Source organism: Bifidobacterium sp. UTCIF-39, assembly GCF_006408715.1.
Lineage (GTDB): Bacteria > Actinomycetota > Actinomycetes > Actinomycetales > Bifidobacteriaceae > Galliscardovia > Galliscardovia tissieri.
On sequence record NZ_JEOG01000009.1, the window covers coordinates 13,932 to 36,965 of the forward strand.

At 61.2% G+C, this 23,034-nt stretch carries 20 protein-coding genes and 5 tRNA genes; 7 read left to right on the plus strand and 18 right to left on the minus strand.

Annotation, left to right across the window (positions count from 1 at the left end; all coding sequences use genetic code 11):
• Positions 1–41 precede the first annotated feature (41 nt).
• The 8 genes from folP to EP30_RS05750 form a co-directional block, all read right to left on the minus strand.
• Entirely contained in the window at positions 42–920 is an 879-nt protein-coding gene (gene folP, locus EP30_RS05715; protein WP_140556913.1) for a dihydropteroate synthase, read from the minus strand.
• Between the two features lie 99 nt (positions 921–1,019).
• Positions 1,020–1,634 (minus strand): GTP cyclohydrolase I FolE, encoded by a 615-nt coding sequence (gene folE, locus EP30_RS05720; protein WP_094664672.1) that lies wholly within the window; start codon positions 1,632–1,634, stop codon positions 1,020–1,022.
• Positions 1,634–3,772 (minus strand): ATP-dependent zinc metalloprotease FtsH, encoded by a 2,139-nt coding sequence (ftsH, locus tag EP30_RS05725; RefSeq protein WP_140556915.1) that lies wholly within the window; start codon positions 3,770–3,772, stop codon positions 1,634–1,636. Before ftsH ends, folE begins: the two co-directional genes overlap by 1 nt.
• A 3-nt stretch (positions 3,773–3,775) precedes the next feature.
• Complete coding sequence (gene hpt, locus EP30_RS05730) at positions 3,776–4,339, minus strand: hypoxanthine phosphoribosyltransferase (protein WP_094664668.1); 564 nt, start codon at positions 4,337–4,339, stop codon at positions 3,776–3,778.
• The gene (gene tilS, locus EP30_RS05735) at positions 4,326–5,411 is read right to left on the minus strand and encodes a tRNA lysidine(34) synthetase TilS (protein ID WP_140556918.1); all 1,086 of its coding nucleotides are present in this window, start codon (positions 5,409–5,411) and stop codon (positions 4,326–4,328) included. Before tilS ends, hpt begins: the two co-directional genes overlap by 14 nt.
• A gap of 3 nt (positions 5,412–5,414) precedes the next feature.
• Entirely contained in the window at positions 5,415–6,899 is a 1,485-nt protein-coding gene (locus EP30_RS05740; RefSeq protein WP_258185387.1) for a D-alanyl-D-alanine carboxypeptidase/D-alanyl-D-alanine-endopeptidase, read from the minus strand.
• A gap of 56 nt (positions 6,900–6,955) precedes the next feature.
• Complete coding sequence (locus tag EP30_RS05745; RefSeq protein WP_140556920.1) at positions 6,956–8,182, minus strand: glycosyltransferase family 2 protein; 1,227 nt, start codon at positions 8,180–8,182, stop codon at positions 6,956–6,958.
• The gene (locus EP30_RS05750; RefSeq protein WP_140556921.1) at positions 8,183–9,700 is read right to left on the minus strand and encodes an AI-2E family transporter; all 1,518 of its coding nucleotides are present in this window, start codon (positions 9,698–9,700) and stop codon (positions 8,183–8,185) included. It lies immediately after the preceding gene.
• A 137-nt stretch (positions 9,701–9,837) separates the two neighbouring features.
• On the opposite strand from EP30_RS05750, the gene EP30_RS05755 reads away from it, so the two are divergent.
• On the plus strand, positions 9,838–10,794 hold the full coding sequence (locus tag EP30_RS05755) for a glycosyltransferase family 2 protein (protein WP_140557000.1): 957 nt from the start codon (positions 9,838–9,840) through the stop codon (positions 10,792–10,794).
• Between the two features lie 167 nt (positions 10,795–10,961).
• On the opposite strand, the gene fucO is transcribed toward EP30_RS05755, so the two are convergent.
• The 3 genes from fucO to EP30_RS05770 all read right to left on the minus strand — a co-directional run bounded on the left by fucO (position 10,962) and on the right by EP30_RS05770 (position 12,715).
• Entirely contained in the window at positions 10,962–12,113 is a 1,152-nt protein-coding gene (fucO, locus tag EP30_RS05760) for a lactaldehyde reductase (protein ID WP_140556923.1), read from the minus strand.
• A gap of 411 nt (positions 12,114–12,524) precedes the next feature.
• A tRNA-Phe gene (locus EP30_RS05765) sits at positions 12,525–12,600 on the minus strand.
• A gap of 41 nt (positions 12,601–12,641) precedes the next feature.
• Positions 12,642–12,715, minus strand: a tRNA-Asp gene (locus EP30_RS05770).
• A 316-nt stretch (positions 12,716–13,031) separates the two neighbouring features.
• Here EP30_RS05770 and galE point away from each other — a divergent pair.
• The 5 genes from galE to EP30_RS05795 all read left to right on the plus strand — a co-directional run bounded on the left by galE (position 13,032) and on the right by EP30_RS05795 (position 15,560).
• Entirely contained in the window at positions 13,032–14,045 is a 1,014-nt protein-coding gene (gene galE / locus EP30_RS05775) for a UDP-glucose 4-epimerase GalE (protein WP_140556925.1), read from the plus strand.
• Positions 14,046–14,231: 186 nt separating this feature from the next.
• Positions 14,232–15,065, plus strand: a complete 834-nt coding sequence (trmB, locus tag EP30_RS05780) for a tRNA (guanosine(46)-N7)-methyltransferase TrmB (protein ID WP_375137740.1) — start codon at positions 14,232–14,234, stop codon at positions 15,063–15,065.
• Between the two features lie 184 nt (positions 15,066–15,249).
• A tRNA-Glu gene (locus EP30_RS05785) sits at positions 15,250–15,321 on the plus strand.
• A gap of 46 nt (positions 15,322–15,367) precedes the next feature.
• Positions 15,368–15,441 (plus strand) — tRNA-Asp (locus EP30_RS05790).
• A gap of 43 nt (positions 15,442–15,484) precedes the next feature.
• A tRNA-Phe gene (locus EP30_RS05795) sits at positions 15,485–15,560 on the plus strand.
• Between the two features lie 244 nt (positions 15,561–15,804).
• On the opposite strand, the gene EP30_RS05800 is transcribed toward EP30_RS05795, so the two are convergent.
• The 3 genes from EP30_RS05800 to EP30_RS05810 all read right to left on the minus strand — a co-directional run bounded on the left by EP30_RS05800 (position 15,805) and on the right by EP30_RS05810 (position 18,003).
• Complete coding sequence (locus tag EP30_RS05800) at positions 15,805–16,338, minus strand: low molecular weight protein-tyrosine-phosphatase (RefSeq protein WP_094665465.1); 534 nt, start codon at positions 16,336–16,338, stop codon at positions 15,805–15,807.
• Entirely contained in the window at positions 16,335–17,009 is a 675-nt protein-coding gene (locus EP30_RS05805; protein WP_094665463.1) for a dihydrofolate reductase, read from the minus strand. The genes EP30_RS05800 and EP30_RS05805 overlap by 4 nt, the downstream gene beginning before the upstream one ends.
• A gap of 121 nt (positions 17,010–17,130) precedes the next feature.
• Complete coding sequence (locus EP30_RS05810) at positions 17,131–18,003, minus strand: thymidylate synthase (RefSeq protein ID WP_094665461.1); 873 nt, start codon at positions 18,001–18,003, stop codon at positions 17,131–17,133.
• A gap of 219 nt (positions 18,004–18,222) precedes the next feature.
• On the opposite strand from EP30_RS05810, the gene EP30_RS05815 reads away from it, so the two are divergent.
• Positions 18,223–18,636, plus strand: a complete 414-nt coding sequence (locus EP30_RS05815; RefSeq protein ID WP_094665459.1) for an OsmC family protein — start codon at positions 18,223–18,225, stop codon at positions 18,634–18,636.
• A 133-nt stretch (positions 18,637–18,769) separates the two neighbouring features.
• Here EP30_RS05815 and EP30_RS05820 read toward each other — a convergent pair whose 3' ends face one another.
• From EP30_RS05820 to EP30_RS05835, 4 genes are all read right to left on the minus strand, one after another.
• The gene (locus tag EP30_RS05820) at positions 18,770–19,843 is read right to left on the minus strand and encodes a universal stress protein (RefSeq protein WP_094665457.1); all 1,074 of its coding nucleotides are present in this window, start codon (positions 19,841–19,843) and stop codon (positions 18,770–18,772) included.
• Positions 19,844–20,124: 281 nt separating this feature from the next.
• Positions 20,125–20,844 carry a C40 family peptidase gene (locus EP30_RS05825; RefSeq protein WP_258185388.1) on the minus strand — a complete coding sequence of 240 codons (720 nt, stop codon included), beginning with the start codon at positions 20,842–20,844 and terminating at the stop codon, positions 20,125–20,127.
• Positions 20,845–21,035: 191 nt separating this feature from the next.
• Positions 21,036–21,842, minus strand: coding sequence for an NlpC/P60 family protein (locus EP30_RS05830; RefSeq protein WP_308810405.1), 807 nt, complete (start codon positions 21,840–21,842; stop codon positions 21,036–21,038).
• Positions 21,843–21,989: 147 nt separating this feature from the next.
• Positions 21,990–22,952 carry a CHAP domain-containing protein gene (locus EP30_RS05835; RefSeq protein WP_140556930.1) on the minus strand — a complete coding sequence of 321 codons (963 nt, stop codon included), beginning with the start codon at positions 22,950–22,952 and terminating at the stop codon, positions 21,990–21,992.
• Positions 22,953–23,034 lie beyond the last annotated feature (82 nt).

Below are 23,034 nucleotides of genomic sequence, written 5' to 3' on the forward strand. Positions count from 1 at the left end.
TTCAGAACGAATGATGAAATGATGATGGATGACTTGACTGCTTACCGCTGACGGAAGTTGCGCCACAGCGTGCCGGCGTGCACGGCGGCGACGGATCGGGGAACATCGTGCACGCGCACAGCCCACGCACCATGTTCGGCGCAGAGTGCGGATAGCGCGGCGGTCATGGAGTCACGATCCTCCATCGTGGGCTCAGCGAATCCGGCTTCCTGCAGCATGGCGGTGACGAACCGTTTGCGGGACTGTCCGATCAGCACCGGATAGCCGGTCTCCTCGAACGTCTCAAGCCCGGCGAGCAACGGCAGATTATGTTCGATGCCGGGCTTGGAGAATCCCAGACCGGGATCGATGATCACCCGTTCGGGATCCACACCGGCGGCGAGCACCGCATCGACCTGTGCCATGAGCTCGTCCTTGACGTCGCGCAGCACGCCGTGCTCATAGACGGACGTGTCGGCGTCGGGAACTCCGCCCTTGCCGCCGGCGAGCCAGCCACGCCAGTGCTGCACAATGTACAGGCAGTCGTGATCGGCGACCACATGCGGCAGGTCGGGATCAAGCCGGCCGCCGGAGACGTCATTGATGATTTGTGCCCCTTCGTTGAGAGCGGCAAGCGCCACGGACGAACGGGTGGTGTCGATTGACAGCACGGCATCGTGGTCGTCGTTCAGCAACGCCTTGACCGCGCCGGTGACGCGTGCCAGCTCATCCTGTTCGCTGACGCGCTTGGCACCGGGACGCGTGGACTCGGCACCGATGTCGATCAGATCGGCCCCATCCTTCATCATCGCCTCACCGTGCTCCCGCGCCTTGACGGGATCGAGCCAGAGGCCGCCGTCGGAGAACGAGTCCTCGGTGATGTTGAGCACCCCCATGACCAGTGTGCGGTCGGGGTTGCGTAGTGCAGTGATATCGGTCATGTGATGACCCCCTTGTATACACGACTGAGGGTGGCCGCCGTTCCGCGACCACCCTCAGTCAGATTTCCCAGATTTCCGCCGTCATATCAATGGGGCGGATCAATGCTGTGACAGTATCAGGCTCATGGCTTCGGCGCGCGTGGCGGGCTGTCGCATGATTCCGCGCACCGCCGATGTGGTGGTACGGGCCTGCGACTTCTTCACGCCGCGCATCGACATGCACAGATGCTCGCACTCGGTGACCACGATTGCGCCGCGGGCATCCACATAGTCCATAAGCGCATCCGCGATCTGCTGGGTGAGTCGTTCCTGCACCTGCGGTCGACGAGCGTAGACCTCCACCAGACGGGCGAGCTTGCTCAAACCGGTCACGCCCTCCTTGGAGGGGATGTAGCCCACATGGGCCACGCCATGGAACGGCAGCAGATGATGCTCGCACACCGAGTAGAGCTCGATGTCGCGAACCAGCACCATCTCCTCGGTATCTACCTTGAACCGTGCGGAGAGCACGTCCTTCGGATCCTGATGCAGACCGGCAAAGAGTTCGCGAGACGCCCTGGCTATACGGTCGGGGGTGTCGAGCAGTCCTTCGCGGTCGGGGTCCTCACCGATGGACTTGAGGTAGAGGCGTACGGCCTGACGCACGCCCTCCTCGTCGAATGCACCCTGTGTCTGTTCCTCTTGTGCCTGTGCCTTCTGTGCGACTTCACTCATCAGGCGGCTCCCTGAGTGGCATCGCCATTGGCGGAAGCGGCAGAAGCGGCGGGGTCGGCAGGGGTGGGGGCGCTGTCAAGACCGGCATTGCGACGCAGCGATTCGGGGATCGGCACGGGAGGCAGATCGGAATCGGGGCGACGGTCGTTCGACAGCCACACCTCACGCTGCGGCGCCTTCTTCACCTTGGAGAAGATGACGGCCAGCTCCTTCTCGTTCAGGGTCTCCTTGACGAGCAGCTGACGGACGAGCTCGTCGAGCACCTCGCGGTTCTCGTTGATGATCGTCCATGCCTCGGTGTGCGCGGTCTCCACGAGACGAAGCACCTCATCGTCGATGGTCTCGGCGGTCTGATCAGAATACTTGCGCGGGCTCAGGCCGTCCATCACCGTGGTCTGATCGTCGTCCGACGCCCACTTGATCGCTCCGAGCTTGGAGGAGAAGCCGAACTCCACCACCATCTTGCGGGCGATGTTCGTGGCCTTCTCAATATCATTCGAAGCGCCGGTGGTCGGATCGTGGAAGACGATCTCCTCGGCGGTGCGGCCGCCCATGGCGTAGGCCATCTGATCAAGCAACTCGTTGCGGGACTGGGAATAGCGGTCCTGCGTGGGCATCACGGCGGTGTAGCCGAGCGCACGGCCACGAGGCAGGATCGTAACCTTGGTCACCGGGTCGGTGTTGTTGAGCGCGGCGGCGACCAGCGCATGACCACCCTCGTGATATGCGGTGTTGCGCAGCTCTTCGAGGGCCATGCCCTTGGAACGGCGACGCGGGCCGGACAGCACACGATCGATGGCCTCGTCAATGGCACGGTTGTCGATCAGCTGGGCACCGGCACGGGCGCACAGCAGCGCGGCCTCGTTGAGCACGTTGGCCAGATCGGCACCGGTGAAGCCGGGGGTACGCACGGCGATCATGTGCAGATCGACGTCCGGAACGAACGGCTTGCCCTTGGCATGCACCTTGAGAATGGCCTCGCGTCCCTCCAGATCCGGAGCCTCGACGGCCACCTGACGGTCGAATCGGCCCGGGCGCAGCAGTGCCGGGTCAAGCACATCGGGACGGTTGGTGGCGGCGATGATGATCAGATTCGTATCGTTGTCGAAGCCGTCCATCTCCACAAGCAGCTGGTTCAGGGTCTGCTCGCGCTCGTCGTGTCCGCCGCCCATGCCGGAGCCACGCTTGCGGCCGACGGCATCGATCTCATCGATGAAGATGATGGCGGGAGCGTTCTTCTTGGCCTCGTCGAACAGGTCACGGACACGGGACGCGCCCAGACCCACGAACATCTCGACGAAGTCGGAACCGGCCATCGAGTAGAACGGTACGCCGGCCTCGCCTGCGATGGCTCGGGCCAGCAGCGTTTTACCGGTTCCAGGAGGACCATACAGCAGCACGCCGCGCGGGATGCGGGCACCCAGGGCCTTGTACTTGGACGGGTCCTTGAGGAAGTCCTTGATCTCCTCGACCTCCTGCAGTGCGGCATCCTCACCGGCAACGTCGGCGAACTTGGTCTTCGGAGTGTCGCCCTCCAGCAGCTTGCCCGTCTTCTTGCCGCCCATGCCGAACATACCGCCGCCGGCTCCGCCCTGCATACGACTCATCAGCCACCAGAACAGGCCGAAGATGATGAGGAACGGCAGCAGGGAGCTCAGCAGATACGTCAGCATGCTGGTCTGCGGCACAGTGGAGGTCCAGCCCTTGGACGGGTTGGCCTTCTCCACCGCCTGCGAGACCTGGCCGCCCTGCGCGAACACGTAGTAGAACTGCACGTTCTTGCCGTAGTTGCGGATCTTGCCGGTGTCGGGATCCTTCTTGCTGAAGTCATCCTTCAGCTCCAGCTTCACGGTCTGCTTGTTCTCGGTGATCTCCGCGTACTGCACGGCACCGTCCTCAAGCAGTTGCAGACCGTCCTGGGTGTTGATGGTCTGGGTGCCGCCCATGGAGAACATCTGGAAACCACTGATGGCGAGCAGCACCAGCAGCGTGACCCAGATCCACGGCGACTGCCAGAACGGACGCTGCGTCCCATTGCCGTTTTTGTTTTTGTTCTTGTTGGACTTACCGCCCCGACCCCCATCGGGATTGGTGAACGGGTTGCCGTTATCGCCCCTGTTCGGGCCCGGAAAGCTCATGTACTACTCCTGGTTTTCTTGATATACCTTGGGATTGAGAACCGCGATCGAATCAAGATTGCGATACTTTTCGTCATAATCCAAGCCGAATCCCACCACGAATTTGTCGGGAATCTCGTACCCGCGGTATTTTACGTCGATATGCACCTTGTGACGTGCCGGCTTTTCGAGCAGGGCGAACACCTCCACGGAGGCGGCGCCACGACGCTTGAGCTCCTTGATCAGCCAGTCAAGCGTGATGCCGGAATCGATGATGTCCTCCACGATTAGCACATGACGTCCACGCACATCGGTGGAGAGATCCTGACGGACCGTGATCTTGCCGGAGCTTTCAGTACCCGATCCATACGATGACAGGCTCATGAAATCCATGGACACCTGAATCGACAGGGCCTGGGAGAACGATGCCAGCGTATTGATCGCCCCCTTCAATACTGCCACCAGCAACAGATCCTTGCCGGCGTAGTCACGACTCACCTGAGCTGCCGCCTCCTGAATTTTGGCGTCGATCTGCTCCTTGGTGACGAGTTCCTCAATGATGTCGTCTGGGATGTCAGCGATTTTCATGCATTCCATCATGGCACAGGAGAATGACGTGATTCTGACGGCTTGCTGAGTAACCGCTGGAAAGACGCACGGCACCTTGACCATGCCAGTCGACGATCAACCGATCGATGGCCTCCACATGCCGGGAAGATGTGGGGGCGCCAGCCTCGGTGAGCAGTCGTGCGATCACCCTCGTGCGGATCGCCTCATGCTCCTCGGCCAGCGTTCGCGCGTCGATTCCCGCAACAGCTTCGCCATGGGCGAAGTCCACCGCATGATCGTAGACGCGGGCGGCCTGCATATCGAGATAGTCCTTGTCCCGTTGCGCGATCCGCGCACTGCGGGCCAGATGCGACACCATGTCGGTTTTGATGAAGTTCGTCAGATACGGCAGCAGCGCGATACGGATACGACTGCGCAGCGGTAGGTCGGTCGACAGTCCTCCCTCATCGGCGGTGCCGCCATTGGTCGGGTCGTCCCACCATTCGATATCGCGGCTGACGCACACGGCGGTGGTCTGTGCCCGGGTGAGGTCGAGGAACGGCCGGGCGAAGGTCACGCCATCACGCTCGATCACGTCCGGCATGCCGGCCAGCGAATCCAGGCCAAAGGTACGGGTCAGACCAAGGAGCACGGTCTCCGCCTGATCGTCGCGCGTATGGGCGAGCAGCACCGCCGCGGCGTCGAGTTCCGAAGCCACGGCGGTAAGAGCCTCGTAACGGGCGTTTCTGGCTGCCGCCTCCACGCCGACTCCGGCGGCCTCCACGACCACACGGCGCACGATCACCGGGGCCATACCGAATCCGCGGCACTTGTCCGCGGCCTCCCGCGCCACATCGGCCGAGCCGAACACCAGCCCATGGTCCACGATCACCGCGCCGCAACGCACGCCGAGCGTGCCGCACACGGTGGCGGCGACGGACGACAGCGCCAACGAATCCCTGCCACCCGAGCAGGCGACGAGCACCAGAGGGGCGGTGCGATCAGGCCGGTGCACCCCATGTCCACGCTCTCCTGATCCTTGGATTCCCAGCATTTCCAAGCATCGACGCACATCGCCGATGGCCTTGCGAAGTTCCGGCGTATAGGTCATGGGTCACAGCTCCGGCAGTTGGCCAACCAGATGGTCAAGCGCCTGAATGGCGGACCACATGTTGGCGGGGTTGTTGATGATGATCGCGAATGTCAGCACGCCTCCCTTGGTCCGCGAGACATTGCCGGTCATGGACGTGACCGTGTCGAGCGTACCGGTCTTGAGACGGATCAGACCGTTGGTGGACGAGGGGAACGTGTGATGCAACGCGGTGCCGGACAAACCGCTGACGGCGAGCGCTTCGCTGGCGGACGCGACGGCGGTGCCGGTTTGCGCGTACTTGGATTGGGTCTGCATCAGGGTCTCCACGGTGAGCTGCGTGCCGGTGGACAGACCGGAGCAGTCGGCCATGGTGAGACCGGTGGTGGTGATGCCGTGCGCTTCGAGGATGCTTTTCACGGCTTTGGTGGCACCTTCGGGAGAGTTGTCCTGTCCGGTTTTGATGGCGGTGAGCCTGCCGAACAGTTCGGCTTCTGTATTGTTGGAGTTCTTGAGCATGAAGCTCATGATCTCACTGAGTTTCGCCGAGCTGACGGACGCGATGGGCTTGCTTTCAGGGGCCGTGCCTTCGGCGGTCGAGGTGACGGTGATGCCCTGTTCGCCGAGTTGCCGGGCGAATTCGGTAGCGGTGTCGGCGGCGGGGGTGGAGGATCGGGGCGGGAACTTCGAATCGACGTCGGGGTTGGTGGGCTTGGTGGTGCCATTCCAGTTGCGTGCGCCGTCGATGGCCATGGATGCCATGGGAGCGGCGTTCATGAGGTCGACATTGTTGGCGCCGATGGTGTCGGGCAGGCGTTTGCTGCCGAACAGGGAGTCGTCGTAGGCGAGGGCGACCGTGGTGATGTTCTTCTCGCGGAGCACGGCCGTTGTGCGTGCGACCAGTGTGGCGATGCCTGCCCTGCCGTTGATGTGGTTGGGGTCGGATTCGCCTGATCCGAGCAGCATATCGCCGTTGCCTTTGAGGGTGAGCGTTGCGGAGTCGCCACTGCCGGTGAGATACACGTCGGTGTCGAGCGTGGACGACATGTCGAGCGTGGACGCGGCGGCGAACGCGGTCAGGGTCTTGAGCGTGGACGCGGGTTCGCGAGCGACGGTTTCATTGCGTTTCACCACGGCATTGCCTTGTGCGTCGGCGATGATCAGGGAGAAGTCGTTCCCTACGCCTTCCGCCGATGCGAACTCGTCGACGAGCTTCTGCGCCTGGGCCGCGTCGATCGTCGGACCGTTCTGGAGCTGTCCGGTCAAGGTCTTCACCGTCCGGGTTTTCGCCGCGGCGGGGAAGGTGATCGGCTGCGCGGATGTCGAGGTGAGCAGACCGGGTGCCATGTCGGCCGCGTCGGCCACGATGTAGCCCACGGCGAGCAGCACGGTGACCGCCGCCGAGACGATCACCGTGATCTTGCGTCGGCCCATCGTCTGACGGTGGATACGCATGGACCGCCTGTCCCCCGGATTGGCGGGAGCGTTATCGGCAGTGGATACGGTCACGATTCCTCTTTTCGTATGCTTTCGTAATGAAGTCTACGATGGTTCCATCCGGCGGATCAGCGGCCACGATGCTCGATGGGTTTCCAACCGGGCTTGGAGAACATGGCCTGGAACGAGATCGGAATATAGCTGATCAGGTAGATGGGGAAGCTCAGGCAGTAGGCGACGAGCTCCTTGTTCGTTGCGTCGATCTTATCCCGTTCGGCGATGCAGGTGATGGCCGCCAGCGCCATCATGCCGATCACGGATGCCACACCGCCCACGATCCAGAAGTTCAGCGAGGCGAGTTGGCTTGACAGCGAGACGAATCCCAGAGCGACGAACAGGCCGGCGAGCGCGGTGCGGATCACCGACAGTGCGGTGAACGGGCAGATCAGCAGCGTCAGGTCGATGCAGGAGAAGTCGCGCTCCTTGATGGCCCTTTGGATCATGGCCGGACCGTAGTAGCGGAATACCTGCAGGAATCCTCGGCTCCACCGCAGGCGCTGACGCCAGCTCTGCTTGAAGGTGACGGGCTGCTCATCGTAGAGCACCGCGGTGCCGCAATAGCCGATGCGGTCGCCGTGAAGGATCGAGTCGAGTGTGAATTCCAGATCCTCGGTGAGCAGGTGGAACTTCCATCCCTCGTTGCGTTCCATCACCTCACGGGAGAACATGAATCCAGTGCCGCCGACGTGGCAGCTGGATCCGAACACCATACGGGAGTTGTTGAGGAAGCGCGATTCCCTGACGAACCATAGCGCCGATCCGGAGGAGACCCAGTTGTCGTCGAAGTTGACGGAGTTACGGTAGCTGGTGAGGATGCGGAAGCCCGACTGGAAGGCGTTGTTCATCTGCGTGAAGTAGTCCTTGTCGAGCAGATTGTCCGCATCGAATACGAAATAGGCGTCGTACTGTTTTGTGGCCCCCGAGTCGATCATGGTGTTGAGCAGGAATGTCAGGGCGAATCCCTTGCCGATTTGTGTCTGGTCGAATCGTTCCACGACATGGCATCCCTTGGATCGTGCGAGTGCCGCCGTGCCGTCGGTGCAGTTGTCGGCCACCATCCAGATGTCGATGAGTTCGCTGGGATACGTCTGGTTCTGTATGCAGTCGATGAGATTGCCGACCACGGTCTCCTCGTTGCGCGCCGAGATCAGCACGGCGTACCGCTTGTTCTGCGGCGCCTGGGGGAATGTGGTGGTCTTGGCAAAAAATCCGGTGAGCAGACACACCGCCTGGTAGATCATGCCGGCGGCTCCGAGTACGAACAGCAGTACGTCGATGGCGGACAGCAGGGCCATTTAGCGCCACTCCTCCCTGGCACTACGGCCGGTATCGGTATCGTTCGTGTCGGAACGAACGGATGCGTTCTGATCATCGCCGTCGTGATCGTTAACGGCATCGTCTACCGTATCATCCGCAGCATCGGACGGATTGAGATCGGGCTTGACGGCATCGGGTTTCACGGTGTTCTTCGGAATCGCCACCGTCTGTGAGTCGTCGAGTTCGGCGGCCGTCGAGTATCCGGCCAGTCGGCTGTGCACGTAATCGAGTTCGTCACTCATCGCGGATGCGTTCACGCGGACGCGGGCGGTCGAGCCTTGGGAGGCACGCGGCATGTGATCGGTCACGGGCTTGACCACATGGGTGGCGAACGCCTCCACGCCTTCGACCATCTTCGATTTCTTCACCGGCTTGGGATCACTCAGCAACGGCGAGTCGATGAGCTCGTACCGCTTGGTGTATGCCTTGAACACGGTCTGGAAGCTTGCGGTGAGCGGTAGGGCGAGGAACGCGCCGAGCGCGCCGAACACCGAACCGAGCGCCAGCACGGCGAGGAATGCGATGGCCGGGTTGAGGTCCATGGTGCGCTGCGAGATCGCCGGAGACAGGATCAGGTTCTCGATCTGCTGGTACACGATGATGTAGATCAGTACGAACATCGCGTACTTGATGCCGTTGGTGCCCCACGCGGAGACCACCGGCAGCGCACCGCCGATGTACGTGCCGACCGTCGGGATGAACTGCGATACCAGTCCGCAGAAGATCGACAACGGCAGCCAGTACGGAATATCGAGCATCATCATGAAGATCGACATGCACACGCTGGAGATGGCCGCCAGGATGATGCGGCTGTACAGGAAGTTGGAGATCTGATCCTGCACCACCGTCCACACCACCAGGAACCGTTCCTGGCTCTTGGGCGCGATCCACTGGCACAGACTGCGACGCATGGCGGGGAAGGCCGCGGAAATATAGTAGGTGACCAATGCCACGGTCATGATGCCAAGCAGCACGTTGAGCAATGAGAACGTGGTGGTCAGCGCCTGATTGGCGAAGTTGGTGACCGTGCTGGTCTGCAGGCTCTTGAACACCTCCATGCCCAGATCCTCCATGCTGGGGACCTTCCAGTTCGTCTGCGATTCGATCACGTCGACGATCTGGTTGTACAGTCCGGGCAGGCTCTTGACCATGCCGACCAGCTGCTGCACGAACATGTTGCCGAACAGCGTGAGCAGTCCGCAGATGATCACCAGCAGGGACACCAGCGTCACGCCGGAGGCGGCACCGCGCTTCCAGCCGTGGCTGACCAGCCAGCGCACCACGGGCTCCACGGCCAACGCGATGAACATGGAAATCACCACGTACAGGATGATCGAGCTGATCTTGCCCCAGGTGTTCCATACGAATACCGCGGCGAATACGGCGATCGCCGCGTACAGCAGACCTCGTCCAAACCATTCCGGAGGCCTTCTGGGATCCCCTTTACCCGGAAACACCGATCCGACGTCGAAGCGTTCTTCCTGACGATCATTCATACGCGACATTATTCCCACCGACGGTGACATGTAATCGGCGATTATTGCGGCGAGGCATGTCAACGATACGGTTTCGTTTACGAAATGTTTGCTTGACAAACGTCATGCAATCCCCGCTCTCGCGTATTGTGGGAAACGTGCTTACCGTCTCGATTGTGATTCCGGCATGGAATGAGGAAGAAAGAATCGCCGACTGTCTGCTCAATGCTACCCGGCAGACCGTCCGACCCCACGAGGTCATCGTGGTGAACAACCGATCCACCGACAACACCGCGCAGGTGGTACGGGACTTCATCAAGAACCATCCCGACGATAACGTCATCCTGCTCGATCAGGATAAGGAACAGGGACTGATCCCCACCAGAAACTTCGGTCTTAATCACGCCACGGGTGATATCCTTGGCCGGTTCGACGCCGACTGCATGATCAAACCCGACTGGGTGGAGGTCGTGACCGGCATCTTCACCGAGGATCCCGAGGCCATGGGCGCCACCGGACCGGTGATGTACTACGATATGCCGTCACGTCATTTCGGGCTGAAGGGCGACAACTCGATTCGCAAGCGCATCTTCCGCGCCGACGATGGGCGACCGCTGCTGTTCGGATCGAATATGGCATTGCGCGCATCCGCCTGGCGACAGATCTCCGGCGAGGTGTGCCGTGACAAGTCCGACGTAATGCATGAGGATATCGACATCTCGCTGCACCTGATCGGCAAGGGGCTCAAGACCGTGTATTCACCGCGTATGATCGCCGGCATGAGCGCGCGTCGCATGGATACGTCGCTGTCGTCGTTCCGCAATTACATGCGCCGGTTCAAGAACACGTTCGACGCGCACCCCCAGCATTGGCGCAAGCATAAGCCGGAGATCCTGTTCACCGCCATGTATCCGGTGATGCATCTGTTCTACCCGGTGTGGCAGAAGGTGCTGGATTCCGCCGATATTAATCCGGCCGAGGCCGCGTGGATCAACGAGCAGATGGAGCTCGCGGAGAACGAGGGCAAGGCGCTCTATGACGAGACCTCCACCGATGAGGAATGGGATGAGGAGCACGCCGAAGGGCAAGCCGGTCAGAATCAGCAAGGCGAGTGAACCGTGCTGATTCCGGTGCGTGTACCGGAATCCGTGTCTCGAGAAAGACTACATGACGAAGGGGAGCCCGTACGGGCTCCCTTTCCTGTTGTTGGTTGTTGTTGATCGTTCATTTCATTCCGCTCAGGAGTTCCTCCGAGGGGGATCCTGAGCGGAATACGGGCTGGTTACATGAGGCTCTTGTAGATGGCGAGGATGTCCTCCTCGGTGGCCTTGCGCGGGTTGCCCGGGGTGCACACGTCATGGAACGCGTCATGGGCCAGGGGCTCGAGGTCGGCCTCGGTGGCGCCGACCTCGCTGATCGTGGTCGGGTTCTTCAGGTCCACCGTCAGCTGGTGCACGGCCTGGACCGCGGCCTCACGCACGGTCTCGAGGTCGGCCGTGTACGCGTCCGCCACGCCGAACGCGTCCGCGATGTCGCGGAACTTCTCGCCCGTGTAGTCCTTGTTGTACTCCATGACCGGGGCCAGCAGGATGCCGTTGGCCACGCCGTGCGCCACGCCCAGACGGCCGCCCAGCGGGTGCGCCATGCCGTGCACCAGGCCCAGGCCCACGTTCGAGTACGCCATGCCCGTGATGTACGACGCGTACGCCATCTGCTCGCCGGCCGGCACGTCGCCGTCCGCGCTCTTCGCAAGATTCTTCGCGATCATGCGGATCGTCTGCATGCTCAGGCAGTCCGACAGGCTCCACGCGCCCGGCGTGATGAACCCCTCGATCGCGTGCGTCAGCGCGTCCAGACCCGTGGCCACCTTCAGGCCGCGCGGCATCGAATCGGTCAGGTCCGGGTCCACGAACGCCACGATCGGGATGTCGTGCGGGTCCACCGCCACGAACTTGCGCTTGTTCTTCGTGTCCGTGATCACGTAGTTGATCGTCGTCTCCGACGCCGTGCCCGCCGTGGTGGGCACGCCGAAGATCGGCACGCTCGGGTTCTTCGTGTCGGCCACGCCCTCCAGGGACAATACGTCGCCGAACTCCGGGTTCGTGGCTATGATGCCGATGCCCTTGCACGTGTCCTGCGGGCTTCCGCCGCCCAGACCGATCAGGAAGTCCGCACCCGACGCCTTGAACCGCAGCACGCCGTCCTGGATGCACTCCACCGGCGGGTTCGGCTTGACGTTGTCGAACACCTCGTACTCCAGGCCCGCCGCGTCCAGCACGTCCGTGACCCTCTTCGCGGTACCCGTCTCCAGCAGCACCGGATCGGTCACGATGAACGCCTTCTTAAAACCGTGCTTCCTCGCGACCTCCGGGATCTCCTTGATCGCGCCACGACCGAAATACGCCGTCTGATTGAAAATCATCCTGTAGACCATATGCTCTCCTTTGACTAAGGTCCGTATCGGTTGTTGCGAGACCTTCCCACGATGGCAGGCTCGCTTCGGTACTCATCGTACCGCCGATTTGACCGTTCCAGCGACGATTCTCCCAAAATGTCTTATATCGTCCCTATATATGGGACGTCATGCAGGGTTTGCTACCTTGAAGAATTTCCCCTCCGCCACACAGCGACGACATACGGGCCGAAAAAGACGATATCGGCGATTCGTAGTGGCTTACGGACGCTATGACACCCTGGAACGTCCGTAAACCACTACGAATCGCAGGAAACGTCTTTTTCAGCCTGTAATCGTATATACGTTCGTCATGGAAACCGCAGATACGACAACCGTGGATACGACGGATACGAAAAATCCCCGACCGGATGTACCGGACGGGGATTCAAGTGGTGGCTCCGAGCGGCATCGATCCGCTGACCTAACGATTTTCAGTCGTTCGCTCTACCAACTGAGCTACAGAGCCATTGAACAAAAAACCCGGCATGGACCGGGTTCTTATCCAAGCGACTCCGACCGGACTTGAACCGGCGACCTCCGCCGTGACAGGGCGGCGCTCTAACCAACTGAGCTACGGAGCCACATTGACTTCGCTTGAAGCAACGAGTAGAAATATTACATGAAAGTGGGAATGACGCAAATCGAGCATGCCGTTCGGCGTGTCGCGCTATGCCCCCAAGCCGCATAATCGTTGAAATATCAAGGAAATGTACTTGTTTACACACGATTCTATGATTGTGTTTGGTTTTGCGCGCATAATTGCCCATCGGTGGGCTATACTGAAGATGTTAGAAAAGATAACAAAAGCGAGCAAAAGTGAACATTTCGTGTCGTGACCAACGACAATCGTCCGTCATTCACACGATCACCCCGCCCGCAATGTCAGGAAGGTACACCATGACAGTTCTGGTCACAGGAGGCTGCGGCTACATCGGCGCACACGTGGTCCACGCCCTTCATCAGGCCGGCGACAAGGTCGTCGTCGTTGACGATTTGAGCTACGGCAAGCCCACCCGCATCGAGGGATCCCGCCTGTACGGCATGGATATCGCCGCCCCCGGTGCCGGCGAGCGCCTGGCCGAGATTCTCGACGCCGAGGACGTTGACGCCGTGATCCACTTCGCCGCCCGCAAGCAGGTTGGCGAGTCCGTCGAGAAGCCGCTGTGGTACTACCAGCAGAACATCAACGGCATGCTCAACGTGCTCACCGGCATGACCAAGTCCAAGAAGGCCAAGAAGCTCGTCTTCTCCTCCTCCGCCGCCACCTACGGCGTTCCGCCGGTGGACGTGGTGCCCGAGGACGTGGTGCCGATGCTGCCGATCAACCCGTACGGCCAGACCAAGCTGTTCGGCGAGTGGATGGCCCGCGCCTGCGAGGAGCCGTTTGGCATCCGCTTCTGCGCACTGCGCTACTTCAACGTGGCCGGCTGTGGCCCGGTCGAGCTTGAGGATCCGGCCATTCTGAACCTGATCCCGATGCTGCTCGACCGTCTGAAGAAGGGCAAGGCCCCGGCGATCTTCGGCGACGACTACCCCACCCCGGACGGCACCTGCGTGCGCGACTACATCCACGTGAGCGATCTGGCCGACGCGCACATCGCCGCCCTGAGCTACCTCGATCGCGACGAGCGCAAGTACGACGCCTTTAACGTGGGCACCGGTGAGGGCACGTCCGTGCGCCAGATCGTCGACGAACTCAAGAAGGTCACCGGTCTGCCGTTCAAGGAGACCGTGATGGGCCGCCGTGCCGGCGATCCGCCGCACCTGATCGGCTCCCCCAAGCGCATCAACGAGGAGATGGGCTGGCACGCCAAGTACAACGTGGAGGACATCGTCCGCTCCGCATGGGAGGCCTGGCAGGCCAACCCCGAGCACCACATCGACGTCGAGAACTGGAAGCAGGCCGACTGATCGAGTGGCTCGGTAATCACATCCAGCCAACTCCGGAAAGGGGCCGGCAGCCGTCCAACCGTGGCGGCCGTCGGCCCCTTTCCCGTTATCGAGGTCCGTCGCATTCGCCACGATTCGCTAGGGTGGATGTCATATATCGCATTCACGACCAGCAATCGGAGTTTTTCAATGAACGATTCCCCCAGCATGCCGGCACCGAGCGCATCCGGCACCGCACCCGCCGCCGACCGTCCGTACGAACACCGCGAACTCATGTCGTTCGTACGACGCTCCTCACGACTCGACAAGCGCCTGCAGAAGGCATGGGACAACTATGCCGACACCTACCTGCTCGATCTGCCGCAGGTGGGAGGACGAGAGCTGTCGGTCTCCCCCGACTTCCGTTTCGATCACGCATTCGTGGAGCGCACATGGGGCAACAGCCACCCGATGATCGTGGAGATCGGAACCGGGCAGGGCGAGAACATCGTCGCCGCCGCGCAGAACAACCCTGACGTGAACTTTCTGGCGCTGGAGGTGTATCGCCCCGGCGTGGCGCACGCACTGCTCAAGGCAGGAAAATACGAACTGACCAATCTGCGTGTGGCCGAGGTCAATGCCCCCGATCTGATGGCGGTCTGCGAAACCGGACTGCTTAACGAGGTCTGGACGTTCTTCCCCGACCCCTGGCCCAAGACCAGACATCACAAGCGCCGTATCGTACAGGCCCCGCTCGCGGCCGAGGTGCATCGCGCGTTGAAGACCGATGGACTGTGGCGTATCGCCACCGACATCGAGGATTATGCCCTGCATGTGCATGAGGTGATGGACGGCCGCGACGACTTCGACAACATCGGAACACGTATCGTCAGCCTGCCCACCGAACACGTCAGCAAGGGAACCGCCGACACCGCCGCATCCCTGCCCCACGCCGACTTCACCGAATCGGAACGGTTCGACGGCCGAGTACTCACCAACTTCGAAAAGAAGGGCATCGACGCCGGACGCGTGATCCACGACTTCACGTATCGCGCCCGGTAGGTCGTCAGCCGTTGTCAACGGTTATTCGCGGCCGTCGCCGGATAGTGACGGCCGTGGATTGTCACGAGACCCCGGTGATGTGCTCAAATCATTGCAAATACAGCGTTTTGAACACATCATCTGATCGCGACACGCCGAGAGTTGCACATATGGGACGACTCCCGTAATATCAATCGAGTTGTCCGCCCCCGTCGTCTAACGGTTAGGACATCAGACTTTCAATCTGACAACGAGAGTTCGACTCTCTCCGGGGGTACGAAATCAACCGCAAGGTTGGATTTCATGAGTAGTTCACTACTTGTGGCTCCGTAGCTCAGTTGGTTAGAGCGCCGCCCTGTCACGGCGGAGGTCGCCGGTTCAAGTCCGGTCGGAGTCGCGAATGGAGAAGCCCGGTTTCGGCCGGGTTTTTCACTATTCATGGCTCTGTAGCTCAGTTGGTAGAGCGAACGACTGAAAATCGTTAGGTCAGCGGATCGATGCCGCTCGGAGCCACCACTCAGATCCCCGCCCGGTACACCCGGTCGGGGATTTTTCGTATCCGGGGTTCGCACGACGAACACGACGAACGTATATACGATTACGGGCTGAAAAAGGCATTTCCGACGATTCGTAGTAGGGTACGGACGTTCTGACACGCGGAAACGTCCGTATCCTGCTATGAATTGCCGATATCGTCTTTTTTAGCCCGTATATCAGGGGCCGCCACGGCTTGGCGGTCGCTCTGACCGCCAAGCCGCTGTCAGAGCTGGGTTTCGATCCAGTCGACGATGTAGGGGGCTACTTCCTCGATCTGGTCGATGGCCACATCGAACTCGCGCGGACCACCATACCAGGGATCCACCAGATCGATCCGGTCCTCCTGACCGGGTTTGGGCTGCGGCAGGTTCGGATCAAAGCTGCGGTACATGTGCACTTCCGCCCGCTTGCCCGCAGGCAGTTGCCGCAGCAGAGCCCGCATATGTGACGCGGTCATGGGCAGGAACAGATCGGTCTGCTCGATCTCGTCACGGGTGATGCGATGAGCGAAGTGATGCGGATCAACCGCGTAACCACGTTCACGTAGCACCTTCTGGGCGCGCGGATCGATCGGATTGCCGTGCTCCTCGCTGCTTACGCCGCTGGACATCACGCGCACGCGATCGCCGAGCCCGCGCTCCTCCACGACATGCCGCAGAATGATCTCGGCCATGGGGGAACGGCAGATGTTGCCGGTGCAAACGGTCATCACCGTGTAACGGTCATCGTGCTGATTGGCGGAACGGGTATCGGTCATGACTTCCTTTCATATTCCACAAAACGATATCCGGCGATGCCGGTGTCGGTGTCCTTGGATGGCTTCATCCATCCGGTCTCACCGGACACCTGCCACAGACCGGCCTCCACCAGCTCATTCAGCGGCGGGGCGAATGTATCGGCGGGGAATTCGGCATCGATCTCGGTGATGAACACCTTGTCGGCGAACGGCAGCGCCTCGCGGAAGATCTGTGCTCCGCCGATCACCCACAGTTCGTTGCGCTCGATGCCATCGTCCGGAATGGCCTCCTGACGAGCCAGATCCAAGGCGTCGTCGATCGAGTCGACCACGGTGGCTCCCGGCGCGCGATACCGATCGTCGTGGGAGATGACGATGTTGTCGCGGTTCGGCAGCGGACGATACCGCTCCCCCAGCGACTCCCATGTGCGTCGGCCCATGATCACCGGATGCGAGATCGTCAGATCCTTGAAATGCTTCATATCCTCGGCAAGATGCCATGGCATGGTCCCCTCGAATCCGATCGCGCCCTCGCGACCGTCCGTGCTACGGGACTGTGCCCAGATCAGATTGACGCGGATCGGACGCAGACCATCGTCATGCAGGTCCTCGTTCTCCCAATCCTCATCGTAAAGCCCGGCAGAACCGGGCTTGGGTTCGTGATAGCCGCTTCGGCTACTGTCATGCTCCATAGAAAAACTCCTTCGTACGCAGTGTTTTCATCCTAACGATCCGGCCAGACGGGGGCGTGCAACAACGTCATTCGACGCCGATCAGCGTCACGCCCTGCGAACCATCGCCGGAATCGTTGAGTCAGACGGCCACCGGTGCCTTGATAGCCGGGTGATGACGATAGTCCACGATCTCGAAATCATCGTAATCGTAGTCGAAAATCGACGCGGCCTTGCGGATGCGGATCGTCGGATAGGGGTACGGTTCGCGTTCCAGCTGAGTGAGCACCTGCTCGATGTGGTTGTCGTACACATGGCAGTCGCCGCCCGTCCATACGAACTCGCCCGGCTCGAGCCCGGCCTGCTGGGCCATCATGAGCGTGAGCAGCGAGTACGAGGCGATGTTGAACGGCACACCCAGGAACATGTCGCAGCTGCGCTGGTACAGCTGGCAGGACAGTCGACCATCGGCCACGTAGAACTGGAACAGTGCGTGGCACGGCGGCAGGGCCATGTTCTCCACTTCGGCCGGATTCCATGCGGAGACGATCATGCGGCGGGAATCGGGATGGTTCCTGATCAGATCCATGACGTTGGCGATCTGGTCGATGGTGCGGTTGGGATCATCGGGGGTCGGTGCCGGCCAGCTGCGCCACTGCACGCCATAGATCGGGCCAAGATTGCCATCGGCATCGGCCCACTCATCCCAGATATGCACATTGTGCTCCTGCAGCCAGCGTATGTTGTTCGATCCCTTGAGGAACCACAGCAGTTCGTATGCGATGCCTTTGAAATACACGGTCTTGGTGGTGAGCAGCGGGAACGATTCCCGTAGATCGAAGCGCATCTGCCGGCCGAACAGGGAGATGGTGCCGGTGCCGGTGCGGTCGGATTTCAGTGTGCCTTCGGTGAGAATGGTGCGCACCAGATCCTCGTACGGCATGGGGATGTCCGTTTCCGGCCGCGCGGGGATGCGTGCGCGAATGTCATCGAGTTGTTCTTGAGTCAAAGCCATGGGCACCAGTCTAGCGACCGGAGAACCCGATGACATCGCTCAGAGGGCACTCGGATGACACTCGGGAAACGGAAACGTGTGATCCTCCACAATGCGAATCCACTGGGAGAGTATATGAACGCATGGAACACAACCGTGGATTACATTGGAGGGTGGAATGCCGGCATACCCGCCGGTCATGCCGGGACATAACGAATTCTTCGATATCAAGGAGGAATCATGGGCAAGCGTATTTGGGTGGAGCGGAACAAGGACGGTTCCTGGGACGCCTTCTCCGATGATGGAGCGCATATCAAGTTCGGCAAGGACAAGGGACAGTTCACGCCTGGCGATCTGATGAAGGTGGCGTTGGCCGGCTGTGCCGCGCTGAGCAGCCAGTTCGCCGTGGAGAGCGCCTGCGGTGAGGGCAAGGGTGCCAAGGTGGTTGTGGACGGCACGTACGACCAGTATCACGACGCCTACATCAACTTCACCGAGCAGCTCACCGTGGACGCCGTGGACGCCGGCCTGAGCCCCGAGGACGTGGAGAAGCTCAAGGAGCGCATCCGCCGCCACGTGGAGAAGGGCTGCACCGTGAAGCACACCTACGAGCAGGACACCCCCTGCCGCATGGACATCACGGTTCGTTCCTGACGAACGGCATGCAGGGGCTGGTTTGACACCGTCCTCACAACCTGAAGATCCCTCCGACGAATGGTTATCGTCGGAGGGATCTTCTCATATGCACGGCATGCCGCGGGCTACAGCGGACGTCAGGCGAAGCCGATCAGTCCTTGTGCTCCGGGTCGATGGTGGCCTCGATGGCGTGTGCGGCCTCGGCGTCGGCGGTGGGCACGGAGACCTCCTGCACGCCGCTGATGTCGTCAAGCGACTTGGGCGTGACATCGGCCGGGGATGCCGGTACCGTGTCGAGACGGGACTCGGCGGCCTCCACGTACTTGCGCGGCACCACATAGACGGGGCTGACGGAGTGCTGCAGCAGACCCTGGCTGGTGGAGCCAAGGATCAGACCGGTGAAGCCTCCACGTCCACGGGATCCGACGACCACCACATCGGTGTTGTGGCTGGCCTCGGTGAGCGCGGTGACGGCCGACCCCGGCACCACGGACTTGGCGATGACCAGATCCGGGAAGCGCTCCTGAATGGGGGCGATGCGCACGTCCAGATCCTCCAGATACGACTCCATGATGCTGTTCGCCTCGGCACCGGTCGCACCGCCGGATGCGAACATTCCCATGCCGCCGAAGCTCGGTACGGCACTCATCACCGTGAGCTTGGCACCCCACTGGTGGGCGAATTCGGCGGCGATGTCGAGCGCCTTGAGACCCCACTTGGATTCGTCGGAGCCCACGACCACCGACGTGATGGTGTTGTTCAGGTGCATGAGGTTGCCGTCGTCGTCGGTGTAGGGCACGACCACGATCGGGCAGTATGCGTAGGCGGGCAGGCTGGAACTGGTGGTGCCCAGCAGACGTTCGGCCAATCCGCCCTTGCCGCGGTTGCCGATGACGATGAGATTGTAGTTGCGGGAAAGCTCCACGAACACCGAGCTCGGATCGCCAGTGACGATAAGCGTGGCGGCCTCAACACCCTGCTCGTCGGCGATCGCCTTGGCCTTGGACAGGATCTCCTGGGCATCGGTATGCGCCACATTGTCGTCGCCCATGGCGGTATAGGTGGCGTCGAAAGAGACCGCGGCATAGCTCGGCAGTGAATATGCGCAGACGATCTGTAGTGTCAGGCCGGCGTGCTTGGCGTAGTTCGCCGCCCACCAGGTGGCCTTGTAGCTGGCATCCGAACCGTCCACACCAACAAGAATGGCCTTTTCGTTGACAGTCATGATGTACCTCCCCTTGTGTGCTGGGAAAGGACCATGCGTCTGTGCATGGCTCCTACTTGCAAGGATAGCGTCTGAAATCACGAAACGCGGGAGGTGCCGTCAGCGAACATGTGATACGTCTGACGTGTGGATATTGGAGGAGTCGGAAACGGCGGTTTTCCAACCGAATACGACGTTGCCCGCATCGTTCTCCGATGCGGGCAACTGATGATGAACAGATGAATGCGTGTCGTCATCGTTCCCATATGGGAGTCAGATGACGTCGATGATGATCAGATGAATCAGATGATGCGGTAGTACTCGAAGTTGGCGTAGGACGCGGAACTGACGATGGTGCCGGTGCTCGGCGTGGATGCATGGACCATCTGTCCCCCACCGATGTAGATGCCCACGTGGCCGGATTTCCACATCAGATCGCCGGGTTCGGGATTGGTGACCTTGACGCCGTGCGCCACGGCGTAGGCGCGCTGATCGGCATCGGTACGACCGATCTCCAGACCGAACTGACGGTATACGTACGAGGTGAAGCCGGAGCAGTCCCAACCGGACGGCGTGGTGCCGCCGTAGACGTAGGGCACGCCTTGGAACTGCAGGGCATAGGAGACCACTGCGGCACCGGAGGCGCTGGTGGGCGCGGTTACGGCGGAGGGAGCGACAGCAGCGGATGACGACGAGTCGGTGGCCGTTGCGGATTCGGACTGTGCGGACGATGAGGTGCGGCCGGTGGAGGCACGGCTGGCTGCGGCTGCTGCCTGTTCACGGGCCTGCTGCGCCTGCACTTCGGCCTCGGCACGGGCTTTGGCGTCCTTCTCGGCCTGGGATTCGGTCTTGGGGACTTCGAGGTTTTCCACACCGCCCCAGCTGGAGTCGCTGTCGACGGATGTTGCGGCCGCTTCCTTGAGCAGGGATGCGTATCGGGACTGCTGTCCCTTGAACGAACGGGATGATGTCACGACATGATCGCCCGCGGCACTGGCCGTGGGAGCAAGGAACGCGGACATGGAGACCACCGCAAGAGCGGATGTAAGGATAGAGAAGAGCCTGACGTGGATTTGTGAGTTCATCATCACCACACGAGTATATCAAGGTGTTGATATCAAGGCATTGGAATGATCGGAGATAAAAAAGCGCCCCCGGATGGGGGCGCCGCACGCAAATCATCGGACTGTCGGAGGCGACGGCACTGGTCGGATCAGAGCACTCGACGGATGGAGTAGCCGCCGGTAAAGGCGACGTTCACCGGAGTGACGGCCGTGCCGACTCGGCTGTTCAGGGAGTTGACCACCTTGCCATCACCGATGTAGATGCCGGCGTGAACGCTGTTGGCGATGATGTCACCGGGCTGGGCCTGATCAAGGCTGGGCACTGCGGTACCGACCGTGGCCTGGGCGCCGGAGGTGCGGGGAAGGCTGACGCCGACCTGAGAGTAGACGTACTGCACGAAGCAGGAGCAGTCCCACTGACGTGCGGCCACGTTGCATCCGCCATAGGTGGCGTTGCCGACGAACTGCATGGCGAAGCCGATCACGGCGGAGGCGCTGGTGCCGTTCACCGGGGTGACGGCAGCCGCGGAGCTGGATGATGAGGAATTGGACGACGTTCCCGCCGTGGTTCCGGTCTGGGAGCTACGTGCATTGGAACGGCTGGCGGACTGGGCCTGCTGTGCGGCCTGCTGACGGGCCGCAGCCTCGGCTTCCGCCTGCGCCTGGGCCTGAGCGGCCGCAGCAGCAGCGGCTGCCTCGGCATCCTTCTCGGCCTGGGACTTGGTCTGCGGAACATCCAGCGACTCGATGCCGCCGTAAGTGGAATCGGAATCCACGCTGGTGGCGGTGGACTCCTTCAGCAGGGCGGCGCTACGGGACTGCTGTCCCTTGAAGGAACGCGACGACGTGACGACACCGGTATCGGCGGCACTGGCCGCCGGAGCGACGAATGCGGACATGGACACGACGGCAAGCGTCGCGGCAAGAATAGAAATAGATTTACGTGCTTTCATCATTACCTCACTACCCTAACACTATGCGCCGAAAACACTCAGAACGTTAACAGCGAGGAACACCGGACGCGACCACGCACATCATCGGTCACGCCCACACGTCGCATACTCGCGACGGTAACGCAAAATACTCGGTACAACCAGTACGGATCAGTAGTGGATGTACTGGAAATCATGCACGTTGGAGAACGTGCGGGACATGGTCTGGCCGTTGAGCGAAGCGCCGCTTTCGGAGGTGACGACCGAACCGTCAGGGTTGATCGACTCGACGATGGCCACATGACCGTAGACGGGGCTGGCACCCTCCTGGCCACGCTGGAACACCATGACATCGCCGACGCGCGGGGTGTTATCGACCCAATAGCCGAGAGCACGCGCGGAATCGGCCCATTCCGCACCGTTGCCGAAGTAGGATCCAACGGGCAGACCGAGCTGCTGGCGACGCAGATACGCCCACCAAGTGCACTGGGAGAACGAATAGGCGTTGCCGGTGTCTCCGGTGGCGTGGTTCGGATTGAAATCGGCAGGCAGATCGGCCGCATCACGGTCCATCAGCTTGGCGACCTCGGGGTTGTCGGCCAACGACTTCGACATCTGCGAGGTGTCGAGCGCATCGGATGCGGACGATAGGCTCCAGGCGGCGGATTCGTCGGCGCTCACACGGGCCTCGGAACGGGAGACCGTGGCAGAGGACACGTCGACGTTGGTGTCACGCAACGTCGTCGTGGTGGAAGACGAGGATTCATCGGTTGCGGGCGTCGAAGTGGTGGCATCAGTCACCAGAGACGAGACCGCGTCGGATGCGGACGGCAGACCGGCGGAGGAGGCCGTGGACGCGTAGGCGACACTGCTGGCGGTTGCCGCAAGCAGCGCAAATGCCGATGCGCTCAGAAACTGCTTCTTGTGGGCCTTCTGACGAGCCGCCTGACGAATGGCCCTACGAGTGGTCGGAGCCCCTTCGTTGAGCATCTTGGCGACCTCAGGCACCACCGCAAGAGGAGACTTCGCATACACTACGGCCGAAGTATGCGCCGCGCGTCCCGGACGGGCAGGCTTGTATACGCGTGCCGAACCGGTGCTCTGGGCATTGGCCTTATGAGCCGCATGTCTCATTGCTAATCACTCCTTGGATGTCTTTGTCCAAACTTGGATAGTAACCGGTCCGCATGACGGATACAAATCGAACCTACCGATC

What these genes read in the sequence shown, in the direction of transcription:
- EP30_RS05815 (WP_094665459.1), top strand. Translation starts at nt 18,223, where the DNA reads ATGGGCAAGCGTATTTGGGTGGAGCGGAACAAGGACGGTTCCTGGGAC.
- EP30_RS05835 (WP_140556930.1), bottom strand. Translation starts at nt 22,952, where the DNA reads ATGAGACATGCGGCTCATAAGGCCAATGCCCAGAGCACCGGTTCGGCA.
- EP30_RS05745 (WP_140556920.1), bottom strand. Translation starts at nt 8,182, where the DNA reads ATGGCCCTGCTGTCCGCCATCGACGTACTGCTGTTCGTACTCGGAGCC.
- EP30_RS05820 (WP_094665457.1), bottom strand. Translation starts at nt 19,843, where the DNA reads ATGACTGTCAACGAAAAGGCCATTCTTGTTGGTGTGGACGGTTCGGAT.
- ftsH (WP_140556915.1), bottom strand. Translation starts at nt 3,772, where the DNA reads ATGAGCTTTCCGGGCCCGAACAGGGGCGATAACGGCAACCCGTTCACC.
- EP30_RS05800 (WP_094665465.1), bottom strand. Translation starts at nt 16,338, where the DNA reads ATGACCGATACCCGTTCCGCCAATCAGCACGATGACCGTTACACGGTG.
- folP (WP_140556913.1), bottom strand. Translation starts at nt 920, where the DNA reads ATGACCGATATCACTGCACTACGCAACCCCGACCGCACACTGGTCATG.
- hpt (WP_094664668.1), bottom strand. Translation starts at nt 4,339, where the DNA reads ATGAAAATCGCTGACATCCCAGACGACATCATTGAGGAACTCGTCACC.
- EP30_RS05750 (WP_140556921.1), bottom strand. Translation starts at nt 9,700, where the DNA reads ATGAATGATCGTCAGGAAGAACGCTTCGACGTCGGATCGGTGTTTCCG.
- EP30_RS05805 (WP_094665463.1), bottom strand. Translation starts at nt 17,009, where the DNA reads ATGGAGCATGACAGTAGCCGAAGCGGCTATCACGAACCCAAGCCCGGT.
- EP30_RS05830 (WP_308810405.1), bottom strand. Translation starts at nt 21,842, where the DNA reads ATGATGAAAGCACGTAAATCTATTTCTATTCTTGCCGCGACGCTTGCC.
- trmB (WP_375137740.1), top strand. Translation starts at nt 14,232, where the DNA reads ATGCCGGCACCGAGCGCATCCGGCACCGCACCCGCCGCCGACCGTCCG.
- tilS (WP_140556918.1), bottom strand. Translation starts at nt 5,411, where the DNA reads ATGACCTATACGCCGGAACTTCGCAAGGCCATCGGCGATGTGCGTCGA.
- EP30_RS05825 (WP_258185388.1), bottom strand. Translation starts at nt 20,844, where the DNA reads ATGTCCGCGTTCCTTGCTCCCACGGCCAGTGCCGCGGGCGATCATGTC.
- folE (WP_094664672.1), bottom strand. Translation starts at nt 1,634, where the DNA reads ATGAGTGAAGTCGCACAGAAGGCACAGGCACAAGAGGAACAGACACAG.
- fucO (WP_140556923.1), bottom strand. Translation starts at nt 12,113, where the DNA reads ATGGTCTACAGGATGATTTTCAATCAGACGGCGTATTTCGGTCGTGGC.
- galE (WP_140556925.1), top strand. Translation starts at nt 13,032, where the DNA reads ATGACAGTTCTGGTCACAGGAGGCTGCGGCTACATCGGCGCACACGTG.
- EP30_RS05810 (WP_094665461.1), bottom strand. Translation starts at nt 18,003, where the DNA reads ATGGCTTTGACTCAAGAACAACTCGATGACATTCGCGCACGCATCCCC.